The sequence below is a fragment of the Kitasatospora albolonga genome (assembly GCF_039535905.1).
Classification (GTDB): Bacteria; Actinomycetota; Actinomycetes; order Streptomycetales; family Streptomycetaceae; genus Kitasatospora; species Kitasatospora albolonga.
The window spans coordinates 130,294-155,311 of the sequence record NZ_BAAAYB010000089.1 but is presented as its reverse complement, the minus strand read 5'-3'; the positions used below and the strand labels follow the sequence as shown (position 1 = coordinate 155,311).

At 72.0% G+C, this 25,018-nt stretch carries 19 protein-coding genes; 13 read left to right on the top strand and 6 right to left on the bottom strand.

All coding sequences use genetic code 11. The features are described 5' to 3' along the window. Nucleotides 1-490 precede the first annotated feature (490 nt). The 7 genes from rpoB to ABD946_RS22380 all read left to right on the top strand — a co-directional run bounded on the left by rpoB (nucleotide 491) and on the right by ABD946_RS22380 (nucleotide 12,801). On the top strand, nucleotides 491-3,964 hold the full coding sequence (gene rpoB, locus ABD946_RS22410) for a DNA-directed RNA polymerase subunit beta (RefSeq protein ID WP_345286282.1): 3,474 nt from the start codon (nucleotides 491-493) through the stop codon (nucleotides 3,962-3,964). 101 nt (nucleotides 3,965-4,065) lie between these two features. Continuing rightward, nucleotides 4,066-7,959, top strand: a complete 3,894-nt coding sequence (locus ABD946_RS22405) for a DNA-directed RNA polymerase subunit beta' (RefSeq protein WP_345286280.1) — start codon at nucleotides 4,066-4,068, stop codon at nucleotides 7,957-7,959. Between the two features lie 167 nt (nucleotides 7,960-8,126). Next, nucleotides 8,127-8,741 carry a DUF4097 family beta strand repeat-containing protein gene (locus ABD946_RS22400; protein ID WP_345286278.1) on the top strand — a complete coding sequence of 205 codons (615 nt, stop codon included), beginning with the start codon at nucleotides 8,127-8,129 and terminating at the stop codon, nucleotides 8,739-8,741. 10 nt (nucleotides 8,742-8,751) lie between these two features. Next, nucleotides 8,752-9,954 (top strand): sensor histidine kinase, encoded by a 1,203-nt coding sequence (locus ABD946_RS22395; protein ID WP_345286275.1) that lies wholly within the window; start codon nucleotides 8,752-8,754, stop codon nucleotides 9,952-9,954. A 13-nt stretch (nucleotides 9,955-9,967) separates the two neighbouring features. After that, nucleotides 9,968-10,642: a response regulator gene (locus ABD946_RS22390; RefSeq protein WP_345286273.1), complete on the top strand. Its 675-nt coding sequence runs from the start codon at nucleotides 9,968-9,970 to the stop codon at nucleotides 10,640-10,642. A 122-nt stretch (nucleotides 10,643-10,764) separates the two neighbouring features. Further along, nucleotides 10,765-11,316: a hypothetical protein gene (locus ABD946_RS22385; RefSeq protein WP_345286271.1), complete on the top strand. Its 552-nt coding sequence runs from the start codon at nucleotides 10,765-10,767 to the stop codon at nucleotides 11,314-11,316. Between the two features lie 48 nt (nucleotides 11,317-11,364). Next, on the top strand, nucleotides 11,365-12,801 hold the full coding sequence (locus ABD946_RS22380; RefSeq protein WP_345286269.1) for a WGR domain-containing protein: 1,437 nt from the start codon (nucleotides 11,365-11,367) through the stop codon (nucleotides 12,799-12,801). Here ABD946_RS22380 and ABD946_RS22375 read toward each other — a convergent pair. Both ABD946_RS22375 and ABD946_RS22370 read right to left on the bottom strand, forming a co-directional pair. Beyond that, nucleotides 12,785-13,654, bottom strand: coding sequence for a helicase-associated domain-containing protein (locus tag ABD946_RS22375; protein ID WP_345286267.1), 870 nt, complete (start codon nucleotides 13,652-13,654; stop codon nucleotides 12,785-12,787). The genes ABD946_RS22380 and ABD946_RS22375 overlap by 17 nt on opposite strands. After that, nucleotides 13,654-15,351 carry a hypothetical protein gene (locus tag ABD946_RS22370; RefSeq protein WP_345286265.1) on the bottom strand — a complete coding sequence of 566 codons (1,698 nt, stop codon included), beginning with the start codon at nucleotides 15,349-15,351 and terminating at the stop codon, nucleotides 13,654-13,656. Before ABD946_RS22370 ends, ABD946_RS22375 begins: the two co-directional genes overlap by 1 nt. A gap of 66 nt (nucleotides 15,352-15,417) precedes the next feature. Between ABD946_RS22370 and ABD946_RS22365 the strand changes: the two genes are divergently transcribed. From ABD946_RS22365 to ABD946_RS22350, 4 genes are all read left to right on the top strand, one after another. Then, nucleotides 15,418-16,152, top strand: a complete 735-nt coding sequence (locus tag ABD946_RS22365) for an SIR2 family NAD-dependent protein deacylase (RefSeq protein WP_345286264.1) — start codon at nucleotides 15,418-15,420, stop codon at nucleotides 16,150-16,152. 72 nt (nucleotides 16,153-16,224) lie between these two features. Further along, nucleotides 16,225-17,460 carry a cytochrome P450 gene (locus tag ABD946_RS22360; protein ID WP_345286262.1) on the top strand — a complete coding sequence of 412 codons (1,236 nt, stop codon included), beginning with the start codon at nucleotides 16,225-16,227 and terminating at the stop codon, nucleotides 17,458-17,460. A 14-nt stretch (nucleotides 17,461-17,474) separates the two neighbouring features. Continuing rightward, nucleotides 17,475-18,473: an ADP-ribosylglycohydrolase family protein gene (locus tag ABD946_RS22355; RefSeq protein ID WP_345286260.1), complete on the top strand. Its 999-nt coding sequence runs from the start codon at nucleotides 17,475-17,477 to the stop codon at nucleotides 18,471-18,473. A 93-nt stretch (nucleotides 18,474-18,566) separates the two neighbouring features. Continuing rightward, a complete protein-coding gene (locus ABD946_RS22350) occupies nucleotides 18,567-19,454 on the top strand; it encodes a prohibitin family protein (protein WP_345286259.1) in 888 nt (295 codons plus the stop codon). 13 nt (nucleotides 19,455-19,467) lie between these two features. Here the strand turns inward: ABD946_RS22350 and ABD946_RS22345 are convergent, their stop codons facing one another. The 4 genes from ABD946_RS22345 to ABD946_RS22330 all read right to left on the bottom strand — a co-directional run bounded on the left by ABD946_RS22345 (nucleotide 19,468) and on the right by ABD946_RS22330 (nucleotide 23,621). Further along, nucleotides 19,468-19,743, bottom strand: a complete 276-nt coding sequence (locus ABD946_RS22345; RefSeq protein WP_345286257.1) for a hypothetical protein — start codon at nucleotides 19,741-19,743, stop codon at nucleotides 19,468-19,470. 171 nt (nucleotides 19,744-19,914) lie between these two features. After that, nucleotides 19,915-21,147 (bottom strand): DUF2786 domain-containing protein, encoded by a 1,233-nt coding sequence (locus ABD946_RS22340; RefSeq protein WP_425558680.1) that lies wholly within the window; start codon nucleotides 21,145-21,147, stop codon nucleotides 19,915-19,917. A 126-nt stretch (nucleotides 21,148-21,273) separates the two neighbouring features. After that, nucleotides 21,274-22,863, bottom strand: a complete 1,590-nt coding sequence (locus tag ABD946_RS22335; RefSeq protein ID WP_345286253.1) for a transporter — start codon at nucleotides 22,861-22,863, stop codon at nucleotides 21,274-21,276. Continuing rightward, nucleotides 22,860-23,621 (bottom strand): ABC transporter ATP-binding protein, encoded by a 762-nt coding sequence (locus ABD946_RS22330; RefSeq protein ID WP_345286251.1) that lies wholly within the window; start codon nucleotides 23,619-23,621, stop codon nucleotides 22,860-22,862. Before ABD946_RS22330 ends, ABD946_RS22335 begins: the two co-directional genes overlap by 4 nt. 160 nt (nucleotides 23,622-23,781) lie before the next feature. On the opposite strand from ABD946_RS22330, the gene ABD946_RS22325 reads away from it, so the two are divergent. Both ABD946_RS22325 and rpsL read left to right on the top strand, forming a co-directional pair. Then, complete coding sequence (locus ABD946_RS22325) at nucleotides 23,782-24,321, top strand: DUF1707 and DUF4190 domain-containing protein (protein ID WP_345286250.1); 540 nt, start codon at nucleotides 23,782-23,784, stop codon at nucleotides 24,319-24,321. Nucleotides 24,322-24,644: 323 nt separating this feature from the next. Continuing rightward, a complete protein-coding gene (rpsL, locus tag ABD946_RS22320) occupies nucleotides 24,645-25,016 on the top strand; it encodes a 30S ribosomal protein S12 (RefSeq protein ID WP_014144289.1) in 372 nt (123 codons plus the stop codon). Nucleotides 25,017-25,018: the final 2 nt, after the last annotated feature.

The window sequence follows — 25,018 nt, the reverse complement described above, 5'->3', positions numbered from 1 at the left end:
GGCTCGGCCACTGTCGGCGGGTCCGGGTATGGTGATCGCTGTCGTCTCCGGAGGGCCCGCCACGGGGTCTGTAACGCGGTGGCCTGCTGGGACGATGTACGGCGTGAGGTCCGCACTCCGGTGCGGCCCTTGACGAACCGCACCGGGCGCGCGATTCTCAAGGCGCGCCCCGCGTGGTGGGTCCAGGCGGTCGGAGCGGTTCCGGATGCATATTCCGTGGCTCCGACGGGAACTGACTCATCGTGAGGTGCGGTGGCCCGGGGCGTCCGGGCCATTGGTGAGTGGTAGGAGAGGGGTCTCCGATTCGGTCTCCGAATCAGGGCTTGTCAGCAGTGTGCCTTTTGGCTACACTGTCCCTTTGCGCTGCCTGTTAGCTGCTCCGTGACTCGTCGCCCGGAGTGGCCCCTGTCCTGACCTGGGGTTTTCCGCCTCGGCAAGGCCCGGCCGGTACGCGCGTAGTGAGCTCCGAGCCCTCGGAAGGACCCCCCTCTTGGCCGCGCCGCGCAACGCCTCGAACAATTCCGCATCCACCGCCCCGCTCCGCGTCTCGTTCGCGAAGATCAAGGAGCCCCTCGAGGTCCCCAACCTCCTGGCCCTGCAGACCGAGAGCTTCGACTGGCTGCTCGGCAACGCGGCCTGGAGGTCGCGGGTCGAGGAGGCGTTGGAGAACGGTCAGGACGTCCCCACCAAGTCCGGTCTGGAGGAGATCTTCGAGGAGATCTCCCCGATCGAGGACTTCAGCGGGTCGATGTCGCTGACCTTCCGCGACCACCGTTTCGAGCCGCCGAAGAACTCCATTGACGAGTGCAAGGACCGCGACTTCACGTTCGCGGCCCCGCTCTTCGTCACTGCCGAGTTCACCAACAACGAGACCGGTGAGATCAAGTCTCAGACGGTCTTCATGGGCGACTTCCCGCTCATGACCCACAAGGGCACCTTCGTGATCAACGGCACCGAGCGTGTCGTGGTCTCGCAGCTGGTGCGCTCCCCGGGCGTCTACTTCGACTCGAGCCTGGACAAGGTGTCCGACAAGGACATCTACTCCTGCAAGATCATCCCCTCCCGCGGTGCCTGGCTGGAGATGGAGATCGACAAGCGCGACATGGTCGGTGTCCGCATCGACCGCAAGCGCAAGCAGTCGGTCACCGTGCTGCTGAAGGCCCTCGGCTGGACCAACGAGATGATTCTCGAGGAGTTCGGCGAGTACGAGTCGATGCGCGCCACCCTGGAGAAGGACCACACCCAGGGCCAGGACGACGCGCTCCTCGACATCTACCGCAAGCTGCGCCCCGGCGAGCCGCCGACCCGCGAGGCCGCCCAGACGCTGCTGGAGAACCTGTACTTCAACCCGAAGCGGTACGACCTCGCGAAGGTCGGCCGGTACAAGGTGAACCGCAAGCTGGGCAACGCGGAGTCCCTGGACTCCGGCGTCCTCACCGAGCCCGACATCATCGGTGCGATCAAGTACCTGGTGAAGCTGCACGCCGGCGAGGTCGAGTGGCGTGACGACGAGGGCCGCGACATCGTGGTCGAGGTCGACGACATCGACCACTTCGGCAACCGTCGCCTGCGCAACGTGGGCGAGCTGATCCAGAACCAGGTCCGTACGGGTCTCGCCCGCATGGAGCGCGTCGTGCGCGAGCGCATGACCACCCAGGACGTCGAGGCGATCACGCCGCAGACCCTGATCAACATCCGGCCGGTCGTCGCCTCCATCAAGGAGTTCTTCGGCACCAGCCAGCTGTCGCAGTTCATGGACCAGACGAACCCGCTGTCGGGCCTGACCCACAAGCGTCGTCTGTCCGCACTCGGCCCCGGTGGTCTGTCCCGTGAGCGGGCCGGCTTCGAGGTCCGTGACGTGCACCCCTCGCACTACGGCCGCATGTGTCCGATCGAGACCCCCGAAGGCCCGAACATCGGTCTGATCGGCTCGCTCGCGTCCTACGGCCGGGTCAACGCCTTCGGCTTCATCGAGACCCCGTACCGCAAGGTCGTCGACGGTGTCGTCACCGAGGCCGTGGACTACCTGACCGCCGACGAGGAGGACCGCTTCGTCATCGCGCAGGCCAACGCCCCGCTGACGGACGACCTGCACTTCGCCGAGCCGCGTGTCCTGGTCCGCCGCCGCGGCGGCGAGATCGACTACATCCCGGGCTCCGAGATCGACTACATGGACGTCTCGCCGCGCCAGATGGTGTCGGTCGCGACCGCCATGATCCCGTTCCTCGAGCACGACGACGCCAACCGCGCGCTCATGGGCTCCAACATGATGCGTCAGGCGGTGCCGCTGCTGAAGAGCGAGGCACCCGTGGTCGGCACCGGCATGGAGTACCGCTGCGCCGTCGACGCCGCCGACGTGATCACCGCCGAGAAGGCCGGTGTCGTCCAGGAGGTCTCGGCCGACTACGTCACCGTGGCCAACGACGACGGCACGTACAACACGTACCGCGCCGCCAAGTTCACCCGCTCCAACCAGGGCACCTCCTTCAACCAGAAGGTGCTCGTCGACGAGGGCTCCCGCGTCGAGGTCAACCAGGTGCTGGCCGACGGCCCCTGCACCGACCAGGGCGAGATGGCGCTCGGCAAGAACCTGCTCGTGGCGTTCATGTCGTGGGAGGGTCACAACTACGAGGACGCGATCATCCTGTCGCAGCGCCTCGTCCAGGACGACGTCCTCTCCTCGATCCACATCGAGGAGCACGAGGTCGACGCCCGTGACACCAAGCTCGGCCCCGAGGAGATCACCCGGGACATCCCGAACGTCTCCGAGGAGGTCCTCGCCGACCTCGACGAGCGCGGCATCATCCGGATCGGTGCGGACGTCGTCACCGGCGACATCCTGGTCGGCAAGGTCACCCCGAAGGGCGAGACCGAGCTGACCCCGGAGGAGCGCCTGCTCCGCGCGATCTTCGGTGAGAAGGCCCGTGAGGTCCGCGACACCTCGCTGAAGGTGCCGCACGGCGAGTCCGGCAAGGTCATCGGCGTCCGCGTCTTCGACCGCGAGGAGGGGGACGAGCTTCCCCCGGGCGTGAACCAGCTGGTCCGCGTCTACGTCGCCCAGAAGCGCAAGATCACCCACGGTGACAAGCTCGCCGGCCGTCACGGCAACAAGGGCGTCATTTCGAAGATCCTGCCGGTCGAGGACATGCCGTTCCTGGAGGACGGCACCCCGGTCGACATCATCCTCAACCCGCTGGGCGTCCCGTCCCGAATGAACCCGGGACAGGTCCTGGAGATCCACCTCGGGTGGCTCGCCAAGCAGGGCTGGGACGTCTCCGGCCTCGCCGACGAGTGGGCCCAGCGCCTGCAGGCGATCGGCGCCGACACCGTCCAGGGCGGCACCAACCTCGCCACCCCGGTCTTCGACGGCGCCCGCGAGGACGAGATCACCGGCCTGCTGGACCACACCACCCTCACCCGTGACGGTGAGCGCCTGGTGAACTCCACCGGTAAGGCCCGGCTCTTCGACGGCCGCTCCGGCGAGCCGTTCCCGATGCCGGTGTCGGTCGGCTACATGTACATCCTGAAGCTGCACCACCTGGTCGACGACAAGCTGCACGCCCGTTCGACCGGTCCGTACTCGATGATCACCCAGCAGCCGCTCGGTGGTAAGGCGCAGTTCGGTGGTCAGCGATTCGGTGAGATGGAGGTGTGGGCCCTCGAGGCGTACGGCGCGGCCTACGCGCTGCAGGAGCTGCTCACCATCAAGTCCGACGACGTCCTGGGCCGCGTGAAGGTCTACGAGGCGATCGTCAAGGGCGAGAACATCCCCGAGCCCGGCATTCCCGAGTCCTTCAAGGTCCTCATCAAGGAAATGCAGTCGCTCTGCCTCAACGTGGAGGTGCTGTCCTCGGACGGCTCGTCCATCGAGATGCGTGACTCCGACGAGGACGTGTTCCGCGCCGCCGAGGAGCTCGGCATTGACCTGTCCCGGCGCGAGCCGAGCAGCGTCGAAGAGGTCTGATTGAGGCCGGGCCGGCTGATGCTGCATCAGCCGGCCCGCCCCCAGGCCCCCCTCAGACCAACAGACAGAACCTCGATTCACGAAAGAGGGCTTGACGACCAGTGCTTGACGTCAACTTCTTCGACGAGCTCCGCATCGGCCTGGCCACCGCCGACGACATCCGCCAGTGGTCCCACGGCGAGGTCAAGAAGCCGGAGACCATCAACTACCGCACCCTGAAGCCGGAAAAGGACGGGCTCTTCTGCGAGAAGATCTTCGGCCCCACCCGGGACTGGGAGTGCTACTGCGGCAAGTACAAGCGCGTCCGCTTCAAGGGCATCATCTGTGAGCGCTGCGGCGTCGAGGTGACCCGCGCCAAGGTGCGCCGCGAGCGGATGGGCCACATCGAGCTGGCCGCCCCGGTCACCCACATCTGGTACTTCAAGGGTGTCCCGTCCCGCCTGGGCTACCTGCTGGACCTGGCGCCGAAGGACCTCGAGAAGGTCATCTACTTCGCCGCCTACATGATCACCTGGGTCGACGACGAGCGCCGTCAGCGCGACCTGCCGTCGCTGGAGGCGCACGTCTCCGTCGAGCGCCAGCAGATCGAGAACCGTCGCGACTCCGACCTCGAGAACCGCGCGAAGAAGGCCGAGACCGACCTCGCCGAGCTCGAGGCCGAGGGTGCCAAGGCCGACGTGCGCCGCAAGGTGCGCGAGGGTGCCGAGCGCGAGATGAAGCAGCTGCGCGACCGCGCGCAGCGCGAGATCGACCGCCTCGACGAGGTCTGGGCCCGCTTCAAGAACCTCAAGGTCCAGGACCTCGAGGGCGACGAGCTGCTCTACCGCGAGCTGCGCGACCGCTTCGGCACCTACTTCTCCGGCTCGATGGGCGCGGCGGCCCTCAAGGACCGCCTCGAGACCTTCGACCTGGCCGAGGAGTCCGAGCGCCTGCGCGAGATCATCCGGACCGGCAAGGGCCAGAAGAAGACCCGTGCGCTCAAGCGCCTCAAGGTCGTCTCCGCCTTCCTGCAGACCACCAACAAGCCCAACGGCATGGTGCTGGACTGCGTCCCGGTGATCCCGCCGGACCTGCGTCCGATGGTCCAGCTCGACGGTGGCCGCTTCGCCACCTCCGACCTGAACGACCTGTACCGCCGCGTCATCAACCGCAACAACCGCCTGAAGCGGCTTCTCGACCTCGGCGCGCCCGAGATCATCGTGAACAACGAGAAGCGCATGCTCCAGGAGGCGGTCGACGCCCTGTTCGACAACGGCCGTCGTGGCCGGCCGGTCACCGGCCCGGGCAACCGTCCGCTGAAGTCCCTGAGCGACATGCTCAAGGGCAAGCAGGGTCGTTTCCGTCAGAACCTGCTCGGCAAGCGCGTCGACTACTCGGCCCGTTCGGTCATCGTCGTCGGCCCGCAGCTCAAGCTGCACCAGTGCGGTCTGCCCAAGGCCATGGCGCTGGAACTCTTCAAGCCGTTCGTGATGAAGCGCCTGGTGGACCTGAACCACGCGCAGAACATCAAGTCGGCCAAGCGCATGGTCGAGCGCGCCCGCCCCGTGGTGTGGGACGTCCTCGAAGAGGTCATCGCCGAGCACCCGGTGCTGCTGAACCGTGCGCCCACCCTGCACCGCCTCGGCATCCAGGCCTTCGAGCCCCAGCTGGTCGAGGGCAAGGCCATCCAGATCCACCCGCTCGTCTGCACCGCGTTCAACGCGGACTTCGACGGTGACCAGATGGCCGTCCACCTGCCGCTCTCCGCGGAGGCGCAGGCCGAGGCCCGCATCCTGATGCTGTCCTCGAACAACATCCTGAAGCCGGCCGACGGTCGCCCCGTCACCATGCCGACCCAGGACATGGTGCTCGGTCTGTTCTTCCTCACCTCGGACCGCGAGGAGGTGAAGGGCGGTGGCCGCTCCTTCTCCTCCACCGCCGAGGCGATCATGGCCTTCGACGCCCGCGAGCTGGACGTCCAGGCCCCGATCGACCTGCGCCTGCCGGTCGGCACCGTGCCGCCGCGCGGCTGGACCCCGCCGGTGGACGAGGAGGGTCAGACCTCCTGGTTCGAGGGCGAGTCCTTCCGCCTGAGCACCACCCTGGGCCGCGCGCTCTTCAACGAGCTGCTGCCCGAGGACTACCCGTTCGTCGACTACGAGGTGGGCAAGAAGCAGCTCTCCGCGATCGTCAACGACCTGGCGGAGCGCTACCCCAAGGTCGTCGTCGCGGCGACCCTGGACAACCTCAAGTCGGCCGGCTTCCACTGGTCGACCCGGTCCGGCGTCACCGTCTCGATCTCGGACGTCGTCGTCCCGCCGAGCAAGCCGCAGATCCTCGAGGGCTACGAGGCCCAGGCCGAGAAGGTGCAGCGCCAGTACGAGCGCGGCCTGATCACCAACGAGGAGCGCAAGAGCGAGCTCATCGGCATCTGGACCCGCGCGACCAACGAGGTCGCCGAGGCGATGAACGCGAACTTCCCGAAGACCAACCCCATCTTCATGATGGTGGACTCGGGTGCTCGTGGAAACATGATGCAGATGCGTCAGATCGCCGGTATGCGTGGTCTGGTGTCGAACGCGAAGAACGAGACCATCCCGCGTCCCATCAAGGCCTCGTTCCGTGAGGGCCTGTCCGTGCTGGAGTACTTCATCTCCACCCACGGTGCCCGTAAGGGTCTGGCCGACACCGCGCTGCGCACCGCCGACTCGGGTTACCTGACCCGTCGTCTGGTGGACGTCTCGCAGGACGTCATCATCCGCGAGGAGGACTGCGGCACCGAGCGCGGCCTCAAGCTGGCGATCGGCGTCCGCGGCGAGGACGGCTCGCTGCGCAAGACGGACGACGTCGAGACCAGCGTCTACGCCCGCATGCTCGCCGAGGACATCACCGTCGACGGCAAGCTGCTGGCCACCGCCAACACGGACCTCGGCGACGTCCTGATCGACGAGCTGATCCGTCACGGCATCGGCGAGGTCAAGACCCGCTCGATCCTCACCTGTGAGTCGGCGGTCGGCACCTGCGCCATGTGCTACGGCCGTTCGCTGGCCACCGGCAAGCTGGTCGACATCGGTGAGGCGGTCGGCATCATCGCCGCCCAGTCCATCGGTGAGCCCGGCACCCAGCTGACGATGCGTACCTTCCACACCGGTGGTGTGGCCGGTGACGACATCACCCAGGGTCTGCCCCGTGTCGTCGAGCTCTTCGAGGCGCGCACCCCCAAGGGTGTCGCCCCGATCTCGGAGGCCCAGGGCCGGGTCCGGGTCGAGGACACCGAGAAGACCCGCAAGCTGGTCGTCACCCCCGACGACGGCAGCGACGAGATCGCCTACCCGGTCTCCAAGCGCGTCAAGCTGCTGGTCTCCGAGGGCGAGGCGGTCGAGGTCGGCCAGAAGCTGACCGTCGGTGCGACCAACCCGCACGACGTCCTGCGCATCATGGGCCAGCGTGCCGTCCAGGTCCACCTGGTGGCCGAGGTCCAGAAGGTCTACAACTCGCAGGGTGTGTCGATCCACGACAAGCACATCGAGATCATCATCCGGCAGATGCTCCGCCGCGTGACGATCATCGAGTCGGGCGACGCCGAGCTGCTCCCGGGCGAGCTCGTCGAGCGCGGCCGCTTCGAGCAGGAGAACCGTCGCGTGGTCTCCGAGGGCGGTCACCCCGCCTCCGGCCGTCCGCAGCTGATGGGTATCACCAAGGCCTCGCTGGCCACCGAGTCCTGGCTGTCGGCCGCCTCCTTCCAGGAGACGACCCGGGTCCTCACCGACGCGGCGATCCACGCCAAGTCGGACCCGCTGCTGGGCCTCAAGGAGAACGTCATCCTCGGTAAGCTCATCCCGGCCGGTACGGGTCTGCCCCGCTACCGCAACATCCGGGTCGAGCCGACCGAGGAGGCCAAGGCCGCCATGTACTCGGCCGTCGGCTACGACGACTACGACCTGTCGCCCTTCGGCGCCGGCTCCGGCCAGGCCGTTCCGCTGGACGACTACGACTACGGCCCGTACACGGGCTGACGGTCAGTCACCTGATCGCAGGGCGGTCACCCCACACGGGGTGGCCGCCCTGCGGCGTTTCCTCCCCCGCCCGGGGGAGTGCGCAGGACCGCTCCGGGGAGGGAGGTGCGGGGCGGGGGAGCGGGCCAGGCTGGGGGCAGTTGGTTCGGACTGCGGAGGGCTTGGTCGTGAAGCGGGTACTGGTGGCGGGCGTGGTCGTGGCGGGTGTGCTGGCGGGGGCGGGCGGGTGTGCCGCGGAGCCGGAGCGCCGGGAGGCCGCGTACGCGGTGGACGGGCCGGTGCGGGTGCTGGTGGTGGACTCGGGGACGGGGGACGTGCAGGTCACGGGGGAGGGGTCGGGGGTGGCGGTGACGGAGCGTCAGGAGTGGCGGGGGAAGGCGCCGGAGGTCCGGCACGAGCTGGTGGACGGGACGCTGACGCTGTCGTACCGGTGCCCGGGCCACGACTGCTCGGTGGGGTACGTGGTGCGGGTGCCGACCGGGACCGAGGTGAAGGTGAAGGCGGGCACCGGTGACGTGCGGCTGGCGGGGCTGACCGGGGTGGTCACGGCGGAGGCCGGGACGGGGGACGTCCGGGGGGCCTTCGCGGTGGCGCCGAGGAGCGTGCGGGCCGTGGCCGGCACCGGCGACGTGCGGCTGGAGCTGCCGAAGGGCGAGGAGTACGCGGTGGACGCCGAGGCGGGCACCGGGTCGGTGCGGGTGGACGTGCCGGTGCGCATCGCGTCGGAGTGGAAGGTCACGGCGCGGGCGGCGACGGGTGACGTGACGGTGGTCGGTGGCTGAGGGAGGCGCCGTGCGGGATGATCGACTTCACGGGGGTGAGGTCGGGGTGGAGCGGTGGCGGGCGTGCGCGGAGCGGGCCGGGGCGTGGTGGCGGGCCCGGTGGGCCGGGGTGGATCCGTACGTGCTGGACGTCGGGCTGGCGGTGGCCTCGGCGGCCATCGCGGTCTGGACGGTCTGGCACGACGAGCCGGCCTGGGAGTGGTGGGTCTACGCCCTGGCGGTGGCCACCGCGCTGCCGGTGGTGTGGCGGCGGCGCGCCCCGTTCACGGTCTTCCTGCTGAACGCGGTGGCCTCGATCGGGGTGACGGTGGCGGCGCACTCGGCGATGCCGCAGGTGCCACTGGCGGCGGTGGTGACGGTCTACACCGTCGCGGACCGGGGCCGGGACTGGCAGCGCTGGCTGATGCTGACCGGCCTGGTCTGGGGCAACGTGGCGGGCACCCGCTCGCTGAACGGGGCGCTGTTCAGCCTGCTGACCTCCGTCGGGGCGTTCGTCTTCGGTTCGCTGGTGCGGGAGTTGCGCCGCAAGGCGGCGGACGCCGCGGACCGGGCCGGTGAGCTGGCCCGCCGGGCCGAGGTGGACGCGGCCCGCGCGGTGGCCGAGGAGCGGGCCCGGATCGCCCGGGAGATGCACGACATCCTGGCGCACGCGGTCTCGCTGATGGTGATCCAGGCCGAGGCGGGCCCGCTGGTGGTGCGCAGCGATCCGGACCGGGCGGTGCGCACCTTCGACACGATCGCCGACTCCGGCCGGGACGCGATGGTCCAACTCCGTCGGGTGCTGGGAGTGTTGAAGGAGCAGGGGGCCGGCCCCGAGCTGGCCCCGCAGCCGACCCTGACGGAGCTGCCGGCGGTGGTGGAGCGGGTCCGGGAGTCGGGGCTGCGGGTGGAGCTGGAATGCGCCGAGGCCGGTCCGCCGGAGGTGCAGGCCGCGGCGTACCGGATCGTGCAGGAGGCGCTCACCAACACGGTGAAGCACGCCGGGGCGACCTCCGCCGAGGTGAGCGTCACCCGTACCGGCCGGGAGCTGCTGGTGCGGGTGGCGGACGACGGGCGCGGGGTCGGTGCCCCGCGGGCGGGGGAGTGGTCGGGCGGCCGTGGGCTGGTCGGCATCCGGGAACGGGCGGCCGCCGTGGGCGGCCGGGCGGAGGCGGGGCCCGGCCCCGAGGGGCGCGGCTTCGTGGTCAGCGCCCGCCTGCCGTTGGCGAGTTGAGAAGGGGAGCAGCATGACGATCCGGGTGGTGGTCGCCGACGACCAGGAGCTGGTGCGGGCCGGGTTCGGGATGATCCTGGACGCGCAGCCGGACATCGAGGTGGTGGCGGAGGCGGCCAACGGTGCGGAGGCGGTCGAGCGGGTGCGCGAACTCGCCCCGGACGTCCTGCTGCTGGACGTCCGGATGCCGGTGATGGACGGCCTGGAGGCGGCCCGCCGGGTCTGTGCGGAGCACCCGGCCACCAAGGTGATCATGCTGACCACCTTCGACGTGGACGACTACGTCTACGACGCCCTGTACGCCGGGGCCAGCGGCTTCCTGCTCAAGGACGTCCGCCGGGACGACCTGGCCCACGGGGTGCGGATGGTGGCCTCCGGCGAGGCGCTGCTGGCGCCCTCGGTGACCCGCCGGCTGATCGGCGAGTTCACCGCCCGCCGGGGCTCCGGCCCGGGGCCGCAGCGGCCGCCGTCGCGGCTGCTGGAGCAGCTGACGGCCCGTGAGGCGGAGACCCTGCGGCTGCTCGCGCGCGGGCTCTCCAACGCGGAGATCGCCGGGGCCCTGGTGGTGAGCGAGCACACCGTGAAGACGCACGTCTCCAACGTGCTGGCCAAGCTGCAGCTCCGGGACCGGGTGCACGCGGTGGTCTTCGCGTACGAGTCCGGCGCGGTGGTGGCCGGGGAGGACTGATCCCGGTGGCCTCCCCCGCGCGGGGGAGGCCACCGGTTCACCGGCGCGGGCGATCCCCGGGCGGCGCCCGGACGGCAGGCTGGTGGTCATCGAGAAGCCGTCACCACCAAGGGAGTTCGACGATGACCTGGGACCGTCCGGCGCTGGTCGCGCCGCTGCTGTTCGGCCTCTACGGAGCGGTCCGGCTGCTGCCGGAGTCGCGGGAGCCGGGACCGAGCTGGCTGATCGGCCATGCACTGCTGCTGCTCGGGCTGCTGCTGTTCGTCCCGGTGCTGGCCGAACTGGCGCGCCGGGCCCGGGGGTTCGGCCGGGTGCTGGGCCCGCTGGCGTACCTGGGGCTGGCCGCCTCGGTCGGGCAGGTGCTGGTGGACCTCTGGGTGGGCCTGGTGGCGGAGGACAAGGCCGCGATGCGGGAGCTGTTCCAGCGGGTGCAGGACGTGCCCGGGGTGCTGCCGGCGTTCTACCAGGTGGGGCCGCTGCTGTTCCACCTCGGCCTGGTCGCGCTGCTCGTCGCGGCGGCCCGCCGCACCGCCTGGTGGAGCCCGCTGGTGGCGGCCGCCGGAGTGGCGCTGTCGGCGGTGAGCCTGGACCTGCTGCCGGTGGCCGCCGTGCTCTGGGTGCTGGCGCTCAGCCCGCTGGAGCGGCGGCCGGTGGCTGTCGGTGGGGCCGCGTAGATTCGTTCCCGTCACCCCACCCCACCGTCCCGAGAGGGCTCCCCAGCCATGTCCGTCGCCACCGAGCAGGTCACCTACCTGGAGCTCTCCGAGGATGCCGGGAGCGCCCACAAGTTCTACGAAGTCCGGCTGGACGGGGCCGAGTTGACCGTCACCTACGGCCGGATCGGCGAGCCGGGCCAGCGCAAGGCCACCGTCTACCCGACGCCGGAGAAGGCGGCCGCCGCGGCGGCGAAGAAGGTCGGGGAGAAGGTCCGCAAGGGCTACGCCCCGGCGGTGCGCGGGGTGCGGCAGCGCCGCTCGGTGACGCGCCGCCAGATCGTCAGCTCCCGCTCCACGGCGCACCAGGCCCCGTTGCTCTGGCGGTTCCGCTCCGGCGCCCCGGCCTTCGGGGTCTTCGTCGGGCAGGAGCACGCCTGGGTGGGGAACGAGCAGGGCGACGTCTACACCCTCACCCACGACGGCGAGGTGACGGGCCGTTACGGCCTCCCCGACGGCGTGAAGTGCATCGTCGCGGACGAGTACTGGATCTACGCCGGCTGCGACGACGGCAAGGTCTACGACCTGGGCGGCAAGGTCCCCCGGGTGGCGTACGAGATCGCCGCCGACGTGGACATCTACTGGCTGGACATCCACGACGGCCTGCTCGGTGTGGCGGACGCGGTCGGCGGCATCACCACGGTGGACCACGAGGACGAGTTCCAGTGGCGCCGCGCCACCCGGGGCGGCAGCGCCGGCTGGATGGTGCGCTGCGACGGGGACGCGGTCTACCACGGCTACGACCGGGGCGTGACGCGCTACGCGGCCGGCGGCGAGCAGGAGTGGCACACCCCGACCACCGGCGCGGTGCTGTTCGGCTGGCAGGAGCGGGACGAGGTCTTCGCGGGCACCTCGCGCGGCGTGGTGCACCGGCTGCGGAAGTCCGACGGGGCGCAGACCGGGCTCTACCGGTGCGACGCCGCGGTGTTCTCCTGCGCCGCCTCGCCGGACGGCCGGTACGTCTTCGCCGGGGACAACCACTCCTCGGTCTACTGCTTCGCCGCCGACGGCACCCGGCTCTGGAAGCTGGGCACCGGCTGCGGCTCGGCGTACTCCATGCAGTACCGGGACGGCCGGCTCTACCTGGTCACCACCGACGGCTCGCTGGCCTGCCTGGACGCGAGCGAGGAGGCCGTCCGGGCGGCGGAGGGCGGACACCTCCCGCGGACCACCGACGTGAAGGCCTCGGGCTGGGAGCGGGTGGTGCCGAGCGCCGAGGTCGAGGTGGTGACGGGAGCCCTGGACGGCGGCGTCGAGGTCGAGTGCGTGCAGGAGGGCGCCCGGACCAGGGTGCGGGTGGTGACGCCCGGCTTCCGTGCGGACTGGCGGGTGCAGTTCCCGAAGGAGGTCCGGGTGCCGGGCGCCCGCTACTGGGTGTCGGAGGTGCTGGAGTCCGGCCGGGGCGGCTTCTACCGCGCTCGGGGCGAGATCAAGCGGGTGCTCTGACCTTACTCAGCGCCGATGCCAACTCGGCTGCTGTGGTGGGAAGTTCCGGCATGGGCTGGTCGGCGCGCAGGGCCGGGGCGCGCTCCACCACGGTGACGCCGGTGCTCGCCTCCAGCACGGGGGCGTAGCCCGCCGCGCGCAGCGCCGCCAGGGTGGCCTCGGGAGCGGCCGCGGCGATCAGCACCGTCGGTGCGACCCGGCGCAGCCCGAGCTTGGCCAGCGGGCGGCTGTGGGCGAGCTCCAGCACCAGCGCTTCGTCGTCGGAGCGCAGGCAGCTGCCGGCGGCGGCCACCCGGATCCGGCCGTGGGTGCGGGCGGTGTCCCGGACCAGGTACTCCAGCGGCTGCGGGAGCGGGGCCGCGGCGGTGCTGAACTCCCGCAGCCGGTCGATCAGTTCGGTGGCGTCCTGGCCGGCGTCCAGCGCCCGGCGGACGGAGGCGGGGCCGAACCGCCAGACGGTGGCGTGGCCCTCGGACTCCCGGTCGGCGGCTCCGGCCAGCAGCTCGGCCAGCTCGGGGGAGGCGGGTCCGGTCACCACAGCGGTGAGGTCGGCCTGGAACCGGGCGGTCCGGGCCGGCTCGGGGACGAGGCCGGCCAGGGCGTCGCGGAGCCCGGCCACGGCGGTGGCCAGCGCGGGGTGCCGGTCGAGGGAGGGCCCGGCACCGGGGACGGCGGGGAAGCAACGGTCCGCACCGGCCCGGAGCAGGTCGAGCACGGCGTGTCCCACGGGGGTGAGCACGCCGTGCCCGACCACTCCGAGCAGCGCGGCCTCGTCCAGCGTGGCCCGGGCGGAGTCTTGGGTGGCGGTGTTGACCTCGACCACCAACGGGGCGTACCAGGCGGCCGACTCCACTAGGGCGGCGGTTCCCCCGGGGGCAGCGGTTCCTCGGGGGGGGCAGCGAGGGTGGTGGTCACACCGGGGGCGCGAGGAACTGCGCGCTGCGGAAGAAGCGGGTCCGTCTGCCGGGTACGGGGATCCACCTGCACGTGAGTGTCCGTACCCGGCACACGGGTCGTTGCGTTCCCCTTCGCGCAGTTCCCCGCGCCCCCGGGGTGACCACCTTCCGCAGAGCCAGCGCCTGCGTCCCCCGCGCGGGAGGCCAGTGCGGCGAGCAAGGAGCGGCGGAGCGGCACCGCCGTCCGGTCCTGAGGGGTCGTCAGGGCGACCTCCGGGCCGCCGTGCTCACGGGTGAAGACCTCGGGCGTCACCGCCCAGGCCGCGACCAGCGGCAGCAGGCGCGCCGCGGGGGAGGCGGCCAGCCAGGTGTCGTAGCGGGCGGTCGGCAGCAGCTGCGCGGCCGGAGCGGGTGCGGGGCGGCGGCCCCGGGCGGGCGCGGGCGACGGCTCGCGGTGCGGGGCGAGCAGGCCGGCGTTGGCGGCCAGGTCCAGCCACAGGCGGGTCTGCGCCTCCCCGGCCCCGATCTCCTTGGCCAGCCGGGCGGTGTCCCGTACGGCGATCCCGCCCGCCTTGCGGAGCGTCAGCGGCCGGGCCGCGACCGCCCGCAGCAGTACCTCCACCCGGGAGGCCGAGGCCGTCGCGGCCGCCTGGGCCTCGGCCAGTGCGTGGCCCGTGCTCGCGTCGCCGCCCGTGTCCCCGTCCCGCTCGGCGACGGCGGTCGGCGGATCCGGCTCGAAGGGCAGCGGCCACGACGGGTCGCGCAGGGCCAGCCCCACCTCGTACGGCAACTCCACGACGCCCGGCCCCGCCGGTGCCAGCAGCCCGCGCGCGGCCGCCCACGCCACCGTCGGATCCCCCGAACCATCGGGCGGGAAGCGGTACTTGGCGAACGGCCCGGTGTCCTCCGAGCGGAAGTACCCGCTGCTCAGTCGCGGTGAACCGAGCCCGGGCGCGGCCAGCGAGCCCAGCAGCCGGACCACCGCCTCCGGTGCCCCCGCCACCACCTCCCGCACGGTCGCCGGATCCCGCAGCAGCGCGACCACACCCCGCTGCGCCTCCTCCCGGCTGCGCGCCGGACCCAGCCCCAACGAGTCCTCCACCAGCCGGACCTGGGCCGCCAGGTAGGCGTCGGAGTACAGCACCTCGGCCGGCCGCCCGTACCCCAGCAGGCCGCCGGACGGCCGGTACAGCACGGCCGGGAGGACCAGTGACGAGCCGTGCGGCGGCAGCAGCAGCGCACGCGCGGCCAGGTCGTCGAGCAGCGTCAGGGCCCGGGCGCCGAGCGGGCCGAGCGCGGCCGCGAGGTCGGCCCGCTCGACGGCCCGCTCGGACGGTTCCAGGCCGTCCGCACCGGCCCAGCCGCCCGGGCGACGCCCCGCGAAGCCGGTCAGTGCGGGCCCGGCGGCGTCGGCGACCGGCCCGTACCGGCGCTCGGCCAGGACGGCCACCGCGGCGAGCACCTGGAGCCGGGCCCGGTCCAGGCCGGTCAGGGCGAGCCGCACCGAGGGGGCGGTCAGCAGGAGCTCGGCCAGCCGGAGCGGATCGGCGGCGTCGGAGCGTCCGTGCGGCAGGCCGCGCTCCTCCAGCAGGACGGTCAGCTGCTCCGGGGTGCGCCGCGTCAGCCAGGTCGCCAGCGCCTTCGTGCTGTTCACCGCACCACCGTAGCGGCCCGGAAACCCACTCGCGGGCGGTGCCTGACGGACCGTAACGTCACCGGCATGACCACCAAGCGTCCGCTCACCGCCGTCCTCACCGGAGCAGGGATCTCCACCGACTCCGGCATCCCCGACTACCGGGGCCCCAAGGGCCTCTGGCAGCGCGACCCGAGCGCTCAGCAGCTGGTCACCATCGGTCCCTACCTGGCCGACACCGAGATCCGCCGCCGGGCCTGGCTGATGCGCCGCGACGCCGGGGCCCTGCACGCCGAGCCGAACGCGGGCCACCGCGCCCTGGTCGAGCTGGAGCGGGCCGGGGTGCCGATGCGGGTGCTCACCCAGAACGTCGACGGCCTGCACCAGGCCGCCGGGCAGACCCCGCGCAAGGTGCTCGAACTGCACGGCACCGCCCGGGACGTGCGCTGCGCCTCCTGCGGCGACCGGGGGCCGATGACCGGGGCGCTGGCCCGGGTCGAGGCCGGCGAGCCCGACCCGGCCTGCCTGGTCTGCGGCGGGATCCTGCGGCCGTGCACCGTGATGTTCGGCGAGAGCCTGGACCTCACGGTGCTGGACCAGGCCGAGGCCGTCTCGATCGCCTGCGAGGTGTTCGTCGCGGTCGGCACCAGCCTCCAGGTCCACCCGGCGGCCGGCCTGGCCGAGGTGGCCGTGACGAACGGGGCGCGGCTGATCGTGGTGAACGGCGAGCCCACCCCGTACGACGAGATGGCCCACGAGGTGATCCGCGAGCCGATCTCCACCGCCCTGCCCGCCCTGGTCGAACGCCTGCTGGCCGTCTGACGACCGACCTGACGGTCCGTTCGGCCGTCTGCGTACGATGGCCCTCCCCGCACAGTCTGGGAGGGCACCAGCATGGCCGAGCAGGACAGCAGGGCCGCCGTGGCCGCCGCGTACGACCCGTGGTCGCCGGAGTTCGTCGCGCACCCCTACGAGGCGTACGCCCGGCTGCGCACCGAGGCGCCGGTCGTCTTCCACGAGCACAGCGGGCAGTGGCTGGTCTCCCGCTACGCCGACGTCAACGCGCTGCTGCGGGACCGCCGGCTCGGCCGCACCTACACCCACCGCTTCACCCACGCCGAGTTCGGCCGCCCCGAGCCGGACCCGGCGCACGAGGCCTTCCACACCCTCAACGAGCACGGCCTGCTCGACCTGGAGGGCGTCGACCACACCCGGATCCGCCGGCTGGTGTCCAAGGCCTTCACCCCGCGCATGGTGGCCGGGCTGCGGCCGACCGTGGAGAAGCTGGCCGGCGAGCTGGTCGACGGGCTGCTCCGGGACGGCGGCGGCGACCTGATCGCGAAGGTGGCCGAGCCGCTGCCGGTCGCGGTGATCGCCGAGATGCTCGGCTTCCCGGCCGAGGACCGGCAGCTGCTGCGCCCCTGGTCGGCCGACATCACCGCGATGTTCGAGCTCAACCCCTCCGACGAGACCGCCCGACGGGCCGTCACCGCCTCCACCGAGTTCTCCGACTACCTGCGCGGCCTGATCCGGGCCCGCCGCGCCGAGCCCGGCGAGGACCTGATCAGCGCCCTGGTCGCCGCCGCCGACGGCGGCGACGCGCTGACCGAGCAGGAGATGGTCTCCACCTGCGTCCTGCTGCTCAACGCCGGCCACGAGGCCACCGTCAACACCACCGGCAACGGCTGGTGGGCACTGTTCCGCAACGAGGCCGAGCTGGCCCGGCTGCGCGCCGAGCCCGAGGCCCTGCTGCCCACCGCCGTCGAGGAGCTGATGCGCTGGGACACCCCGCTCCAGATGTTCGAGCGCTGGGTGCTGGACGACGTCGAGCTGCACGGCACCACGATCCCGCGCGGCGCCGAGATCGCCCTGCTCTTCGGCTCCGCCAACCGCGACCCCGAGCGCTTCCCCGACCCCGACCGGCTCGACCTCGGCCGCACCGACAACGCGCACATCACCTTCGGCGCCGGAATCCACTTCTGTCTCGGCGCCCCCTTGGCCAGACTGGAGCTGACCGAGTCCTACGGGGCGCTGCTGCGGCGGGCGCCCGGTCTGCGGCTGGTCACCGAGCCGCGCTGGCGGCCGGGGTACGTGATCCGGGGGCTCGAAGAGCTGCTGGTGGAGATCTGACAGGGGGGATGGGCATGCGACGGGCGAGCGGCACCATGGTGGGCCTGGCGATCGGTGACGCGCTGGGCAAGGAGACCGAGTTCACTCCGTACGAGGAGCTGCTGCGCGGCACGCCGTGGCGCGAACGCCAGCTCCCCAAGCGGGCGTTGGTCACCGACGACACCCAGATGACGCTCGCCCTGGCCACCGGCCTGCGGGCCGCCCTGGAGCGCGGCCCGCTGGCTCCGCTGCGCCTCGCCAACCGGGTCCGCGAGGAGTTCGTCCACTGGTACCACGACCCGGACAACAACCGGGCCCCCGGTACCACCTGCCTGCAGTCCTGCAACCGCCTGCGGAAGCCCGACACCACCTGGCAGCAGGCCAGCGACCTCGGCTCCAAGGGCTGCGGCGCCAACATGCGGGTCGCCCCGGTCGGCCTGGTCCCCGGCCTGACGGACCGCCAGCGCTCGGGCGCCGCGCAGCTGCAGTCCGGCCTCACCCACGGCCACCCCACCGCGCTGGCCGCCAGCGACCTCACCGCGCACACCGTCCACCTGCTGGTGAACGGCGCCGCCCCGGCCGAACTGCCCGGCCTGCTCCGGGAGTACGCGCTCGCCGTCCGCGCGCGCGGCTACGACGCGCTCTGGCTCGGCGACCTGGCCGACGGCGCCCAGGACCCCTCGCCCGAGCACTTCGCCCTGCGCGGCTGGGACGAGTGCCTGCACCAGCTCGACCGGCTGGACGCGGCCCTCGCCCACCCCGAGCCCGAGGGCGACCCGTGCGCCGTCACCGGCGAGGGCTGGATCGCCGAGGAGGCCTTCGGCACCGGCCTGCTCTGCTTCCTGCTCTTCCCCGACGACCCGGTCGCGGCCGTCCGGCGCGGCGCCGTCTCCGGCGGCGACTCCGACTCCATCGCCTGCCTGGCCGGCGCCTTCGCCGGCGCCCACCACGGCCTGGACGCCTGGCCGGCCGACTGGGTCCAACGGATCGAGTACCGCGAGGAGTTGCTGGCCTTCGGCGCCCTCTGGGACTGAACGGCGCGCGCCGGGGCTGAACGGACACCCACGGTTCGGCGAACACTGGGTGACGCACTGTCAGGAAGATCGCCGCGCCCCTAGGCTGCGGCCATGCTGCTGATATCCGTCATCCTGCTGGTCGTCGGCGTGGTCCTGCTCGTCCTCCGCTGGCGCGGGGCCTTCGACGGCCGGGCTTCGATCTTCGGCGGCCTGGCCTCGCTGCTGCTCGGCCTCGGCCTCGGCCTGACCACCTTCGTCCACGTGGTCGAGCCCACCGAGGTCGGCGTCCCCACCACCCTCGGCAAGGTCGGCTCCGCCTGGCAGCCCGGCCTCCACCTCAAGTCCCCGCTCACCGACGTCACCACCTTCTCCACCCGCCCGGTCGACCTCAACCTCACCGGCGACACCACCGTCGAGGTCCGCTCCTCCGAGGGCGGAGTCCTCTTCGCCGACGTCACGCTGAAGTGGTCCATCGACCCCAAGCACGCCGTCGACCTCTACAAGCTGGCCGGCAGCGAGGAGTCGGTGCAGCAGCGGCTGGTCTACTCCGACAGCCGCGAGATCATCCGCAACGTCTTCGCCCGGTACACCAACGTCGAGGGCTACAGCTCCAAGCGCGAGGCCATCAGCTCCGAGATCGACAAGCTGGTCGTCGAGCGCCTCACCCCGCGCGGCATCGTCGTCAACGGCGTCAACCTGCGCAACGTCAAGCCCAGCGACTCCCTGCAGAAGGCCATCGAGGCCAAGATCCAGCAGGACCAGGCCACCGCCCAGGCCCAGGCCTCCGTCGCCACCGCCAAGGCCGAGGCCGAGAAGAAGAAGATCGAGGCCGAGGCCCAGGCCAACGCCAACCAGCTGCTCGCCAACTCGCTGACCGACAAGATCCTGCTCAGCCAGTGCATCGAGGCCTTCAAGGCCGCCGCCGAGAAGAACCCGGTCTACGCCAGCCCCTGCGGCGGCACCGGCAACCCGGTCATCGTCGACTCCACCAAGCGCTGAACCGAGCGCCGACTCACGGGGTGACGACCCGTCCGTCGAAGGCGGCGAAGGCACTGCCGACCAGCTCGCGCAGCGCCTCGCCGTCCACGGCGTCCAGCCGCTTCACGTAGAGGCACCCCTTGCCGACGGTCACCGGCCCCAGCCGGGCCAGCAGCTCCGCGTGCCGCTCGAAGCCCTCCGCGACGTAGAGCGTCAGCGCCTGCGCGTCCGCCCTCCGGCACCCGTCCGGCACGGCGGCCAGGAACACGGCGGGATCCTCGTCGGTCGGCACGGTCCTCGGTTCGGCCATGCCGCCAGCCTGGCAGATGGTGCTGCCGGGGGCGCGGGGCTCTGCTGATCTGCGGCTCCGCCGCGCGGGCGCGAGTCCGGAAGGCGGCCCAGCGTGGGATCGGGGCACGTCAGCCAGTTGCACGTGTTGCCGTTCCCCCGCGCGCAGTTCCTCGCGCCCCCGGGGTGACCACTAGCGTGTGATGGACCCCGAGCGGCCGTTCAAAGCCGCACGGTCCGCCGCGGCGCGCCCCTCGTACCAGCCGTCCGCGTTGGAGACCCGGACCCGCTGGGAGGTGAGCCGGGGGAACATCCGGTCCACCGTGTGGTCGACCGCCTCCTCGCGGGCCGCCAGCGCGGGCAGCAGCCGCTCGTCCGGCGCCAGCCGCTCGGCCGTCCCGTCCTCGCCGACCCGGTGCCCCGCGACCGCCTCCGCCGTGGCGGTGGTGAGCCGCTCGCGGATCCGCGCGGCGTAGGCGATCAGGAAGGACTGCCGGAAGGACTTGGTGCGCGAGGCGCCTTCCTTGTGGTGCCGGCTGCCGGCCCGCTGCATGGCGGCGGTCGCCTGCACCAGCAGCGAGGTGTAGAGCAGCTCCACCGCGTCCAGGTCCGAGTCGAAGCCGATCACCGTGCAGAAGCCGAACTCCTTGGCCCACACCGTCCGGCACCGGTTGGCCGTCGCCACCGCGTCCAGCAGCATCGCCTTCGGGCTCTCGTACGGGTTGTCCACCCCGATCCGCACCGCACCCGGCGTGCTGGAGGAGTCCTGACCGGCCGTCAGCAGGGCCTCGTCGATGCTGTGCTGGGCGATCAGCTGCTGCGCCTTCGCGGTGAGCGCCTCCGCCTCCTCCGGGTACTCGGTGGACTCGGCCTTGGCCAGCAGCGCCCGGATCCGGGAGAGCATCTTCGGCTCGCCCGGCACCGGCCCCACCGCGCGGTGCTCCACCGGGGCGGCGGCGCCCGGGGCCGGCCCGACCGGCGTGACGGGGGGCAGGAGCGCCCAGAGCCGGATCAGCTCCAGCGCGGCGGTGGCCAGCGCGAAGCGGTCCAAGCGGTGTTTGGCGGCGTAGGCGGCGAGGTAGGCGCCGTCGCCGTCCCACCACACCTCGGTGGCGAGTTCGCGCAGCTGCTCGTGCCAGCGCCGGTCCAGCGCGGCGGCCGGGTGCCGGCGCTGCTCGGCGGCGATCAGGTCGACCCCGAGCTCCTGGTGGACGGGGCCGAGCTCGCGGCGGACCATCCGGGCCAGGTCGGCGGGGCGCCAGCCGACCGTCCAGGCGCGGCTGACGGTCCGTTCGGCCTGGGCCACCAGGGCCCGGCTGACCTCGGTCCAGTCGGCGGCGGCGAGCAGCGAGGCCCCGGTGTCGAGGGCGAGGTCGAGGCGCTCCGGCTCGGCGCCCGTCACCTGGGCGACGGCCTGCGCGACCAGGGCTTCGGCGGTGGACTGCTGGGGCACGGTGATCTGCCTCGCACAGGAGAAGGAAGAGGGGGGACCACAGCAATGATGCCGGAGCGGCAGCGCCGCCCCGGCATCGTCGTCCTCACACGGACGCGGTCAGCGCTCGATCGCCGTCGCCAGGATCTCCGGCAGCCGCTCCAGCAGCCGGGCGGCCGCCAGCCGGGTGCCGAGCACCGCGAACAGCGCGCCGTACAGCAGCCCGCCCGGCAGCACCGTCCACTCGGGCAGCACCAGCATCAGCAGGGCGACCGGCGAGGCGATCAGCGCGGCCAGCAGCATCGAGCCGAAGGTGTTCAGCATCACCAGTCCGCCCTGGCCCGGTGCGGCGTTGCGCATCGGGTTGGAGTCGGCCGGCAGCGCGAACGGGGCCAGCACGCTGAGCAGCGCCCCGGCACCGACCCCGGCGCCGAGGCCGGCGAGGGCCAGGCCGAGCGCCGGCGGCCACTCGGACCACTTCCCGGTGACCACCGCCAGCACCAGCGACAGCACCACCGTCACCGGCACCGCGTACGAGAGCACCCCGTAGGCGCGGCCGCGCAGCTCGTCCCGGGCGTCGGCCGGGCCGGCCAGGGTGGCCGAGACCATCCAGAACGCCGAGCCGTCCATGCCGAACAGGTTGACCATCTGCAGCCCGAGCATCATGCCGGTGAAGGAGACCAGGTAGACCGTGGCCCAGCCCTGCACCATCGACAGCACGCACATCACCAGCGTCATGCCGATGCTGGTGAAGACGGCCGCCTTGGCCCGCGGCTCGCGCCAGGCGTAGCGCAGGTGACGCTGCATCACCGCGCCGACCCGGCCCTCCGGGAAGAAGTCCCGGGTGGAGCGGCCGACCTGGCGGGTGGTGATCAGGGTGGAGGAGTCCGCGGTGACCATCAGGTCCACCAGGCTCCGACGCCACCAGCGCAGCAGCAGCACCAGCAGTGCGGCGGTGGCCGCCAGCTGGAGCAGCGCCAGCGGCACGGACTCGCCGGCCGTCCGGCCCGCGTCCAGCGCGCTGACCGGCGGGATCCAGCGCAGCACCGCGGCGAACGGCTCCAGCGGCGAGAGGTCCAGGCCCTTCTCGCCGGACTTGCCGAGGATCGACTGCGAGACCAGGTTGCCGACCTGGATCAGCAGCGCGAACAGCAGGCCGCCGAAGATCGCGAAGTCCTTGCCCCGGCGGCTGGAGAGCAGCTTGGCGTTGCCCGCCGCCACCGCCCGGGAGAGCGTCACCAGGGTGAGCACCGTCAGCGGCACCCCGAGCACCGCGAACGGCACCGAGACCGCGCCCGCCGAGCCGGCCACCGCGGCGCCGCTCAGCATCACCAGGGCGATCACCGGGCCGGGCCCGATCAGCGCACCCAGCAGGGTGCCGCGCAGCATCGCGGCGGGACGCAGCGGCAGCATGGTCAGCCGGGTGGGGTCGGCGGCCTCGTCGCTGCTGAACAAGAAGAGGGGGAGTGCGCCCCAGCCGATCGCCATCGAGGTGGTGAGCATCACGGCGGCGTCGCCGGCCCCGGCGTGGCCGTGCAGGAAGGCGAAGGCGGTGGCGATCAGCGCGGTGAGCAGGAGGCCGGCCAGCGAGCCGATCACGTACAGCGCCCGCCGGCCCGGGCTGCGCCTGAGCCCGTTGGCGAGCAGCCGGAGCTTGAGCCGGACCAGGGTGCGGACGACCACCGCGTCCGGGGTGACGGCGGCGCTCACTTCGCCTCGCCCAGCCAGTCCAGGCCCTGGCCCTCGTCCTCGCGGACGCCGATCAGTTCCAGGAAGGCGGTGTGCAGCGAGCGCTCGCCGCGGACGTCGTCCAGCGGGCCCTGGGCGATCACCTGACCCGCGTTCACCACCGCGACCCAGTCGCAGAGTTGCTCCACCAGCTCCATCACGTGGCTGGAGAAGACCACGGTGGAGCCGCTGGCGGCGTACCGCTTGAGCACCCCGCGGATGGTCTGGGCGGAGACCGGGTCGACGCCCTCGAAGGGCTCGTCGAGGAAGAGCACGTCCGGGTTGTGCAGCAGCGCGGCGGCCAGCCCGATCTTCTTCCGCATGCCGGTGGAGTAGTCGGCCACCAGCTTGTCGGCGGCGGCCTGCAGGTCCAGCACGGTGAGCAGTTCCTCGGCGCGGCGGTCCACCTCGGCACCGGGCAGCCCCCGCAGCCGCCCGTTGTACTGGAGGAGCTCGCGGCCGCTGAGCCGCTCGAACATGCGCAGGCCCTCGGGCAGGATGCCGATCCGGGCCTTCACGCTCACCGGGTCGGCCCAGACGTCGGCGCCGTGCACCCGCACGGTGCCGTGGTCGGGCCTGAGCAGGCCGGTGACCATCGAGAGGGTGGTGGTCTTGCCGGCCCCGTTGGGTCCGACCAGGCCGATGAAGGAGCCGGCGGGCAGGTCGAGGGTGAGTCCGGCCACGGCGGCGTGGTCGCCGAAGCGCTTCCACAGGTCGTGGATGCTGACGGCAGGTGTCATGTGCGCACTCCTAGGTACGGGTCTACCGTCAGCTTTTCAGAGGAACCCCGGACGGCGGCACCCTTCGAACGGCGGGAAGTGATCATGGTCCTTCCGGGTGAAGTTGCAACTGCCGGGCGGTGTCCTTCGTCATGCTGACTGGGGGACACGAGGAGGACCGATGAACGTCCAGCCGTGGGGTCCGCAGTACCCGCAGCAGCAGCCGGCGCGTCAGCAGGACGCCCAGCTGGCCATGCGGGCCGGCCACACCGACCGCGAGCGCGCGGTAGACGTGCTGAAGGCCGCGTACGCGGAGGGTCGGCTGTCCGCCGACGAGTACGGCCAGCGCTTCGAGGCGGTGCAGCGGGCCAAGACGTACGGCCAACTCGCCTACCTGGTCTCGGACCTGCCCGTCGGCCCGGCACCGACGCCGATGGTGGTGCCGATGGCCGCCGTCGCCCCGCTGCCGCCGCCGTACTTCCCGCCGCCCAAGGCCCGGACCAACCCGCTGGCCGTGACCTCCCTGGTGCTCGGGCTGTTGTGCCTGCCGAGCCTCGGCATGACGGGCGTGCCGGCCGTGGTGACCGGGCACCTGGCGAAGGGTCAGATCCGGCAGAGCCGCGAGGAGGGCGACGGGATGGCCACCGCCGGCCTGGTGTTCGGCTGGATGGCGGTGTCGTTCTGGGTGCTGGCGATGATCAGCCTGGCCGCCTCGGGCTGAGCCGCCGGGCCCCGGTGCCGCCCCGGCCACCGCCCGTGACCGGCCCGGTCGCGGGCGGAGCTGCGGCGTTGCATTTGTTTTGACCGGCGCGGATGCGCTAGGTACGCTCTGACCTTGTGCCTGGGGTGTCCCCGGGTCCTTGTGCGTGCCAGCAGACCGGCCGCAGTGCCGGAGCGGTTCACCGCTCCGTGAGCGGCGTCACTGCACATCCATGGATTCCGTTCCTCGGACGAGGCTCAACACACCCGACCGCGTGGGTCGGAGAGTTGAGGACATCGCAGGTTAGTTTTACGCAGCCTTGGCACACAGAAAACGGAGAAACGGTGCCTACGATCCAGCAGCTGGTCCGAAAGGGCCGGCAGGACAAGGTCGAGAAGAACAAGACGCCCGCGCTGAAGGGTTCCCCCCAGCGCCGTGGCGTCTGCACGCGTGTGTACACCACCACCCCGAAGAAGCCGAACTCCGCGCTTCGCAAGGTGGCCCGTGTGCGCCTCACCAGCGGGATCGAGGTCACCGCCTACATTCCGGGCGAGGGCCACAACCTGCAGGAGCACTCCATCGTGCTGGTTCGCGGTGGCCGTGTGAAGGACCTTCCTGGTGTCCGCTACAAGATCATCCGCGGTTCGCTTGACACCCAGGGTGTCAAGAACCGCAAGCAGGCTCGCAGCCGCTACGGCGCCAAGAAGGAGAAGTAAGA

Bases quoted from the DNA above. Each gene is read 5' to 3' on its own strand.
- ABD946_RS22390 (WP_345286273.1), top strand. From the start codon at position 9,968: ATGACGATCCGGGTGGTGGTCGCCGACGACCAGGAGCTGGTGCGGGCC.
- ABD946_RS22385 (WP_345286271.1), top strand. From the start codon at position 10,765: ATGACCTGGGACCGTCCGGCGCTGGTCGCGCCGCTGCTGTTCGGCCTC.
- ABD946_RS22380 (WP_345286269.1), top strand. From the start codon at position 11,365: ATGTCCGTCGCCACCGAGCAGGTCACCTACCTGGAGCTCTCCGAGGAT.
- ABD946_RS22365 (WP_345286264.1), top strand. From the start codon at position 15,418: ATGACCACCAAGCGTCCGCTCACCGCCGTCCTCACCGGAGCAGGGATC.
- ABD946_RS22360 (WP_345286262.1), top strand. From the start codon at position 16,225: ATGGCCGAGCAGGACAGCAGGGCCGCCGTGGCCGCCGCGTACGACCCG.
- ABD946_RS22355 (WP_345286260.1), top strand. From the start codon at position 17,475: ATGCGACGGGCGAGCGGCACCATGGTGGGCCTGGCGATCGGTGACGCG.
- ABD946_RS22350 (WP_345286259.1), top strand. From the start codon at position 18,567: ATGCTGCTGATATCCGTCATCCTGCTGGTCGTCGGCGTGGTCCTGCTC.
- ABD946_RS22345 (WP_345286257.1), bottom strand. From the start codon at position 19,743: ATGGCCGAACCGAGGACCGTGCCGACCGACGAGGATCCCGCCGTGTTC.
- ABD946_RS22330 (WP_345286251.1), bottom strand. From the start codon at position 23,621: ATGACACCTGCCGTCAGCATCCACGACCTGTGGAAGCGCTTCGGCGAC.
- ABD946_RS22325 (WP_345286250.1), top strand. From the start codon at position 23,782: ATGAACGTCCAGCCGTGGGGTCCGCAGTACCCGCAGCAGCAGCCGGCG.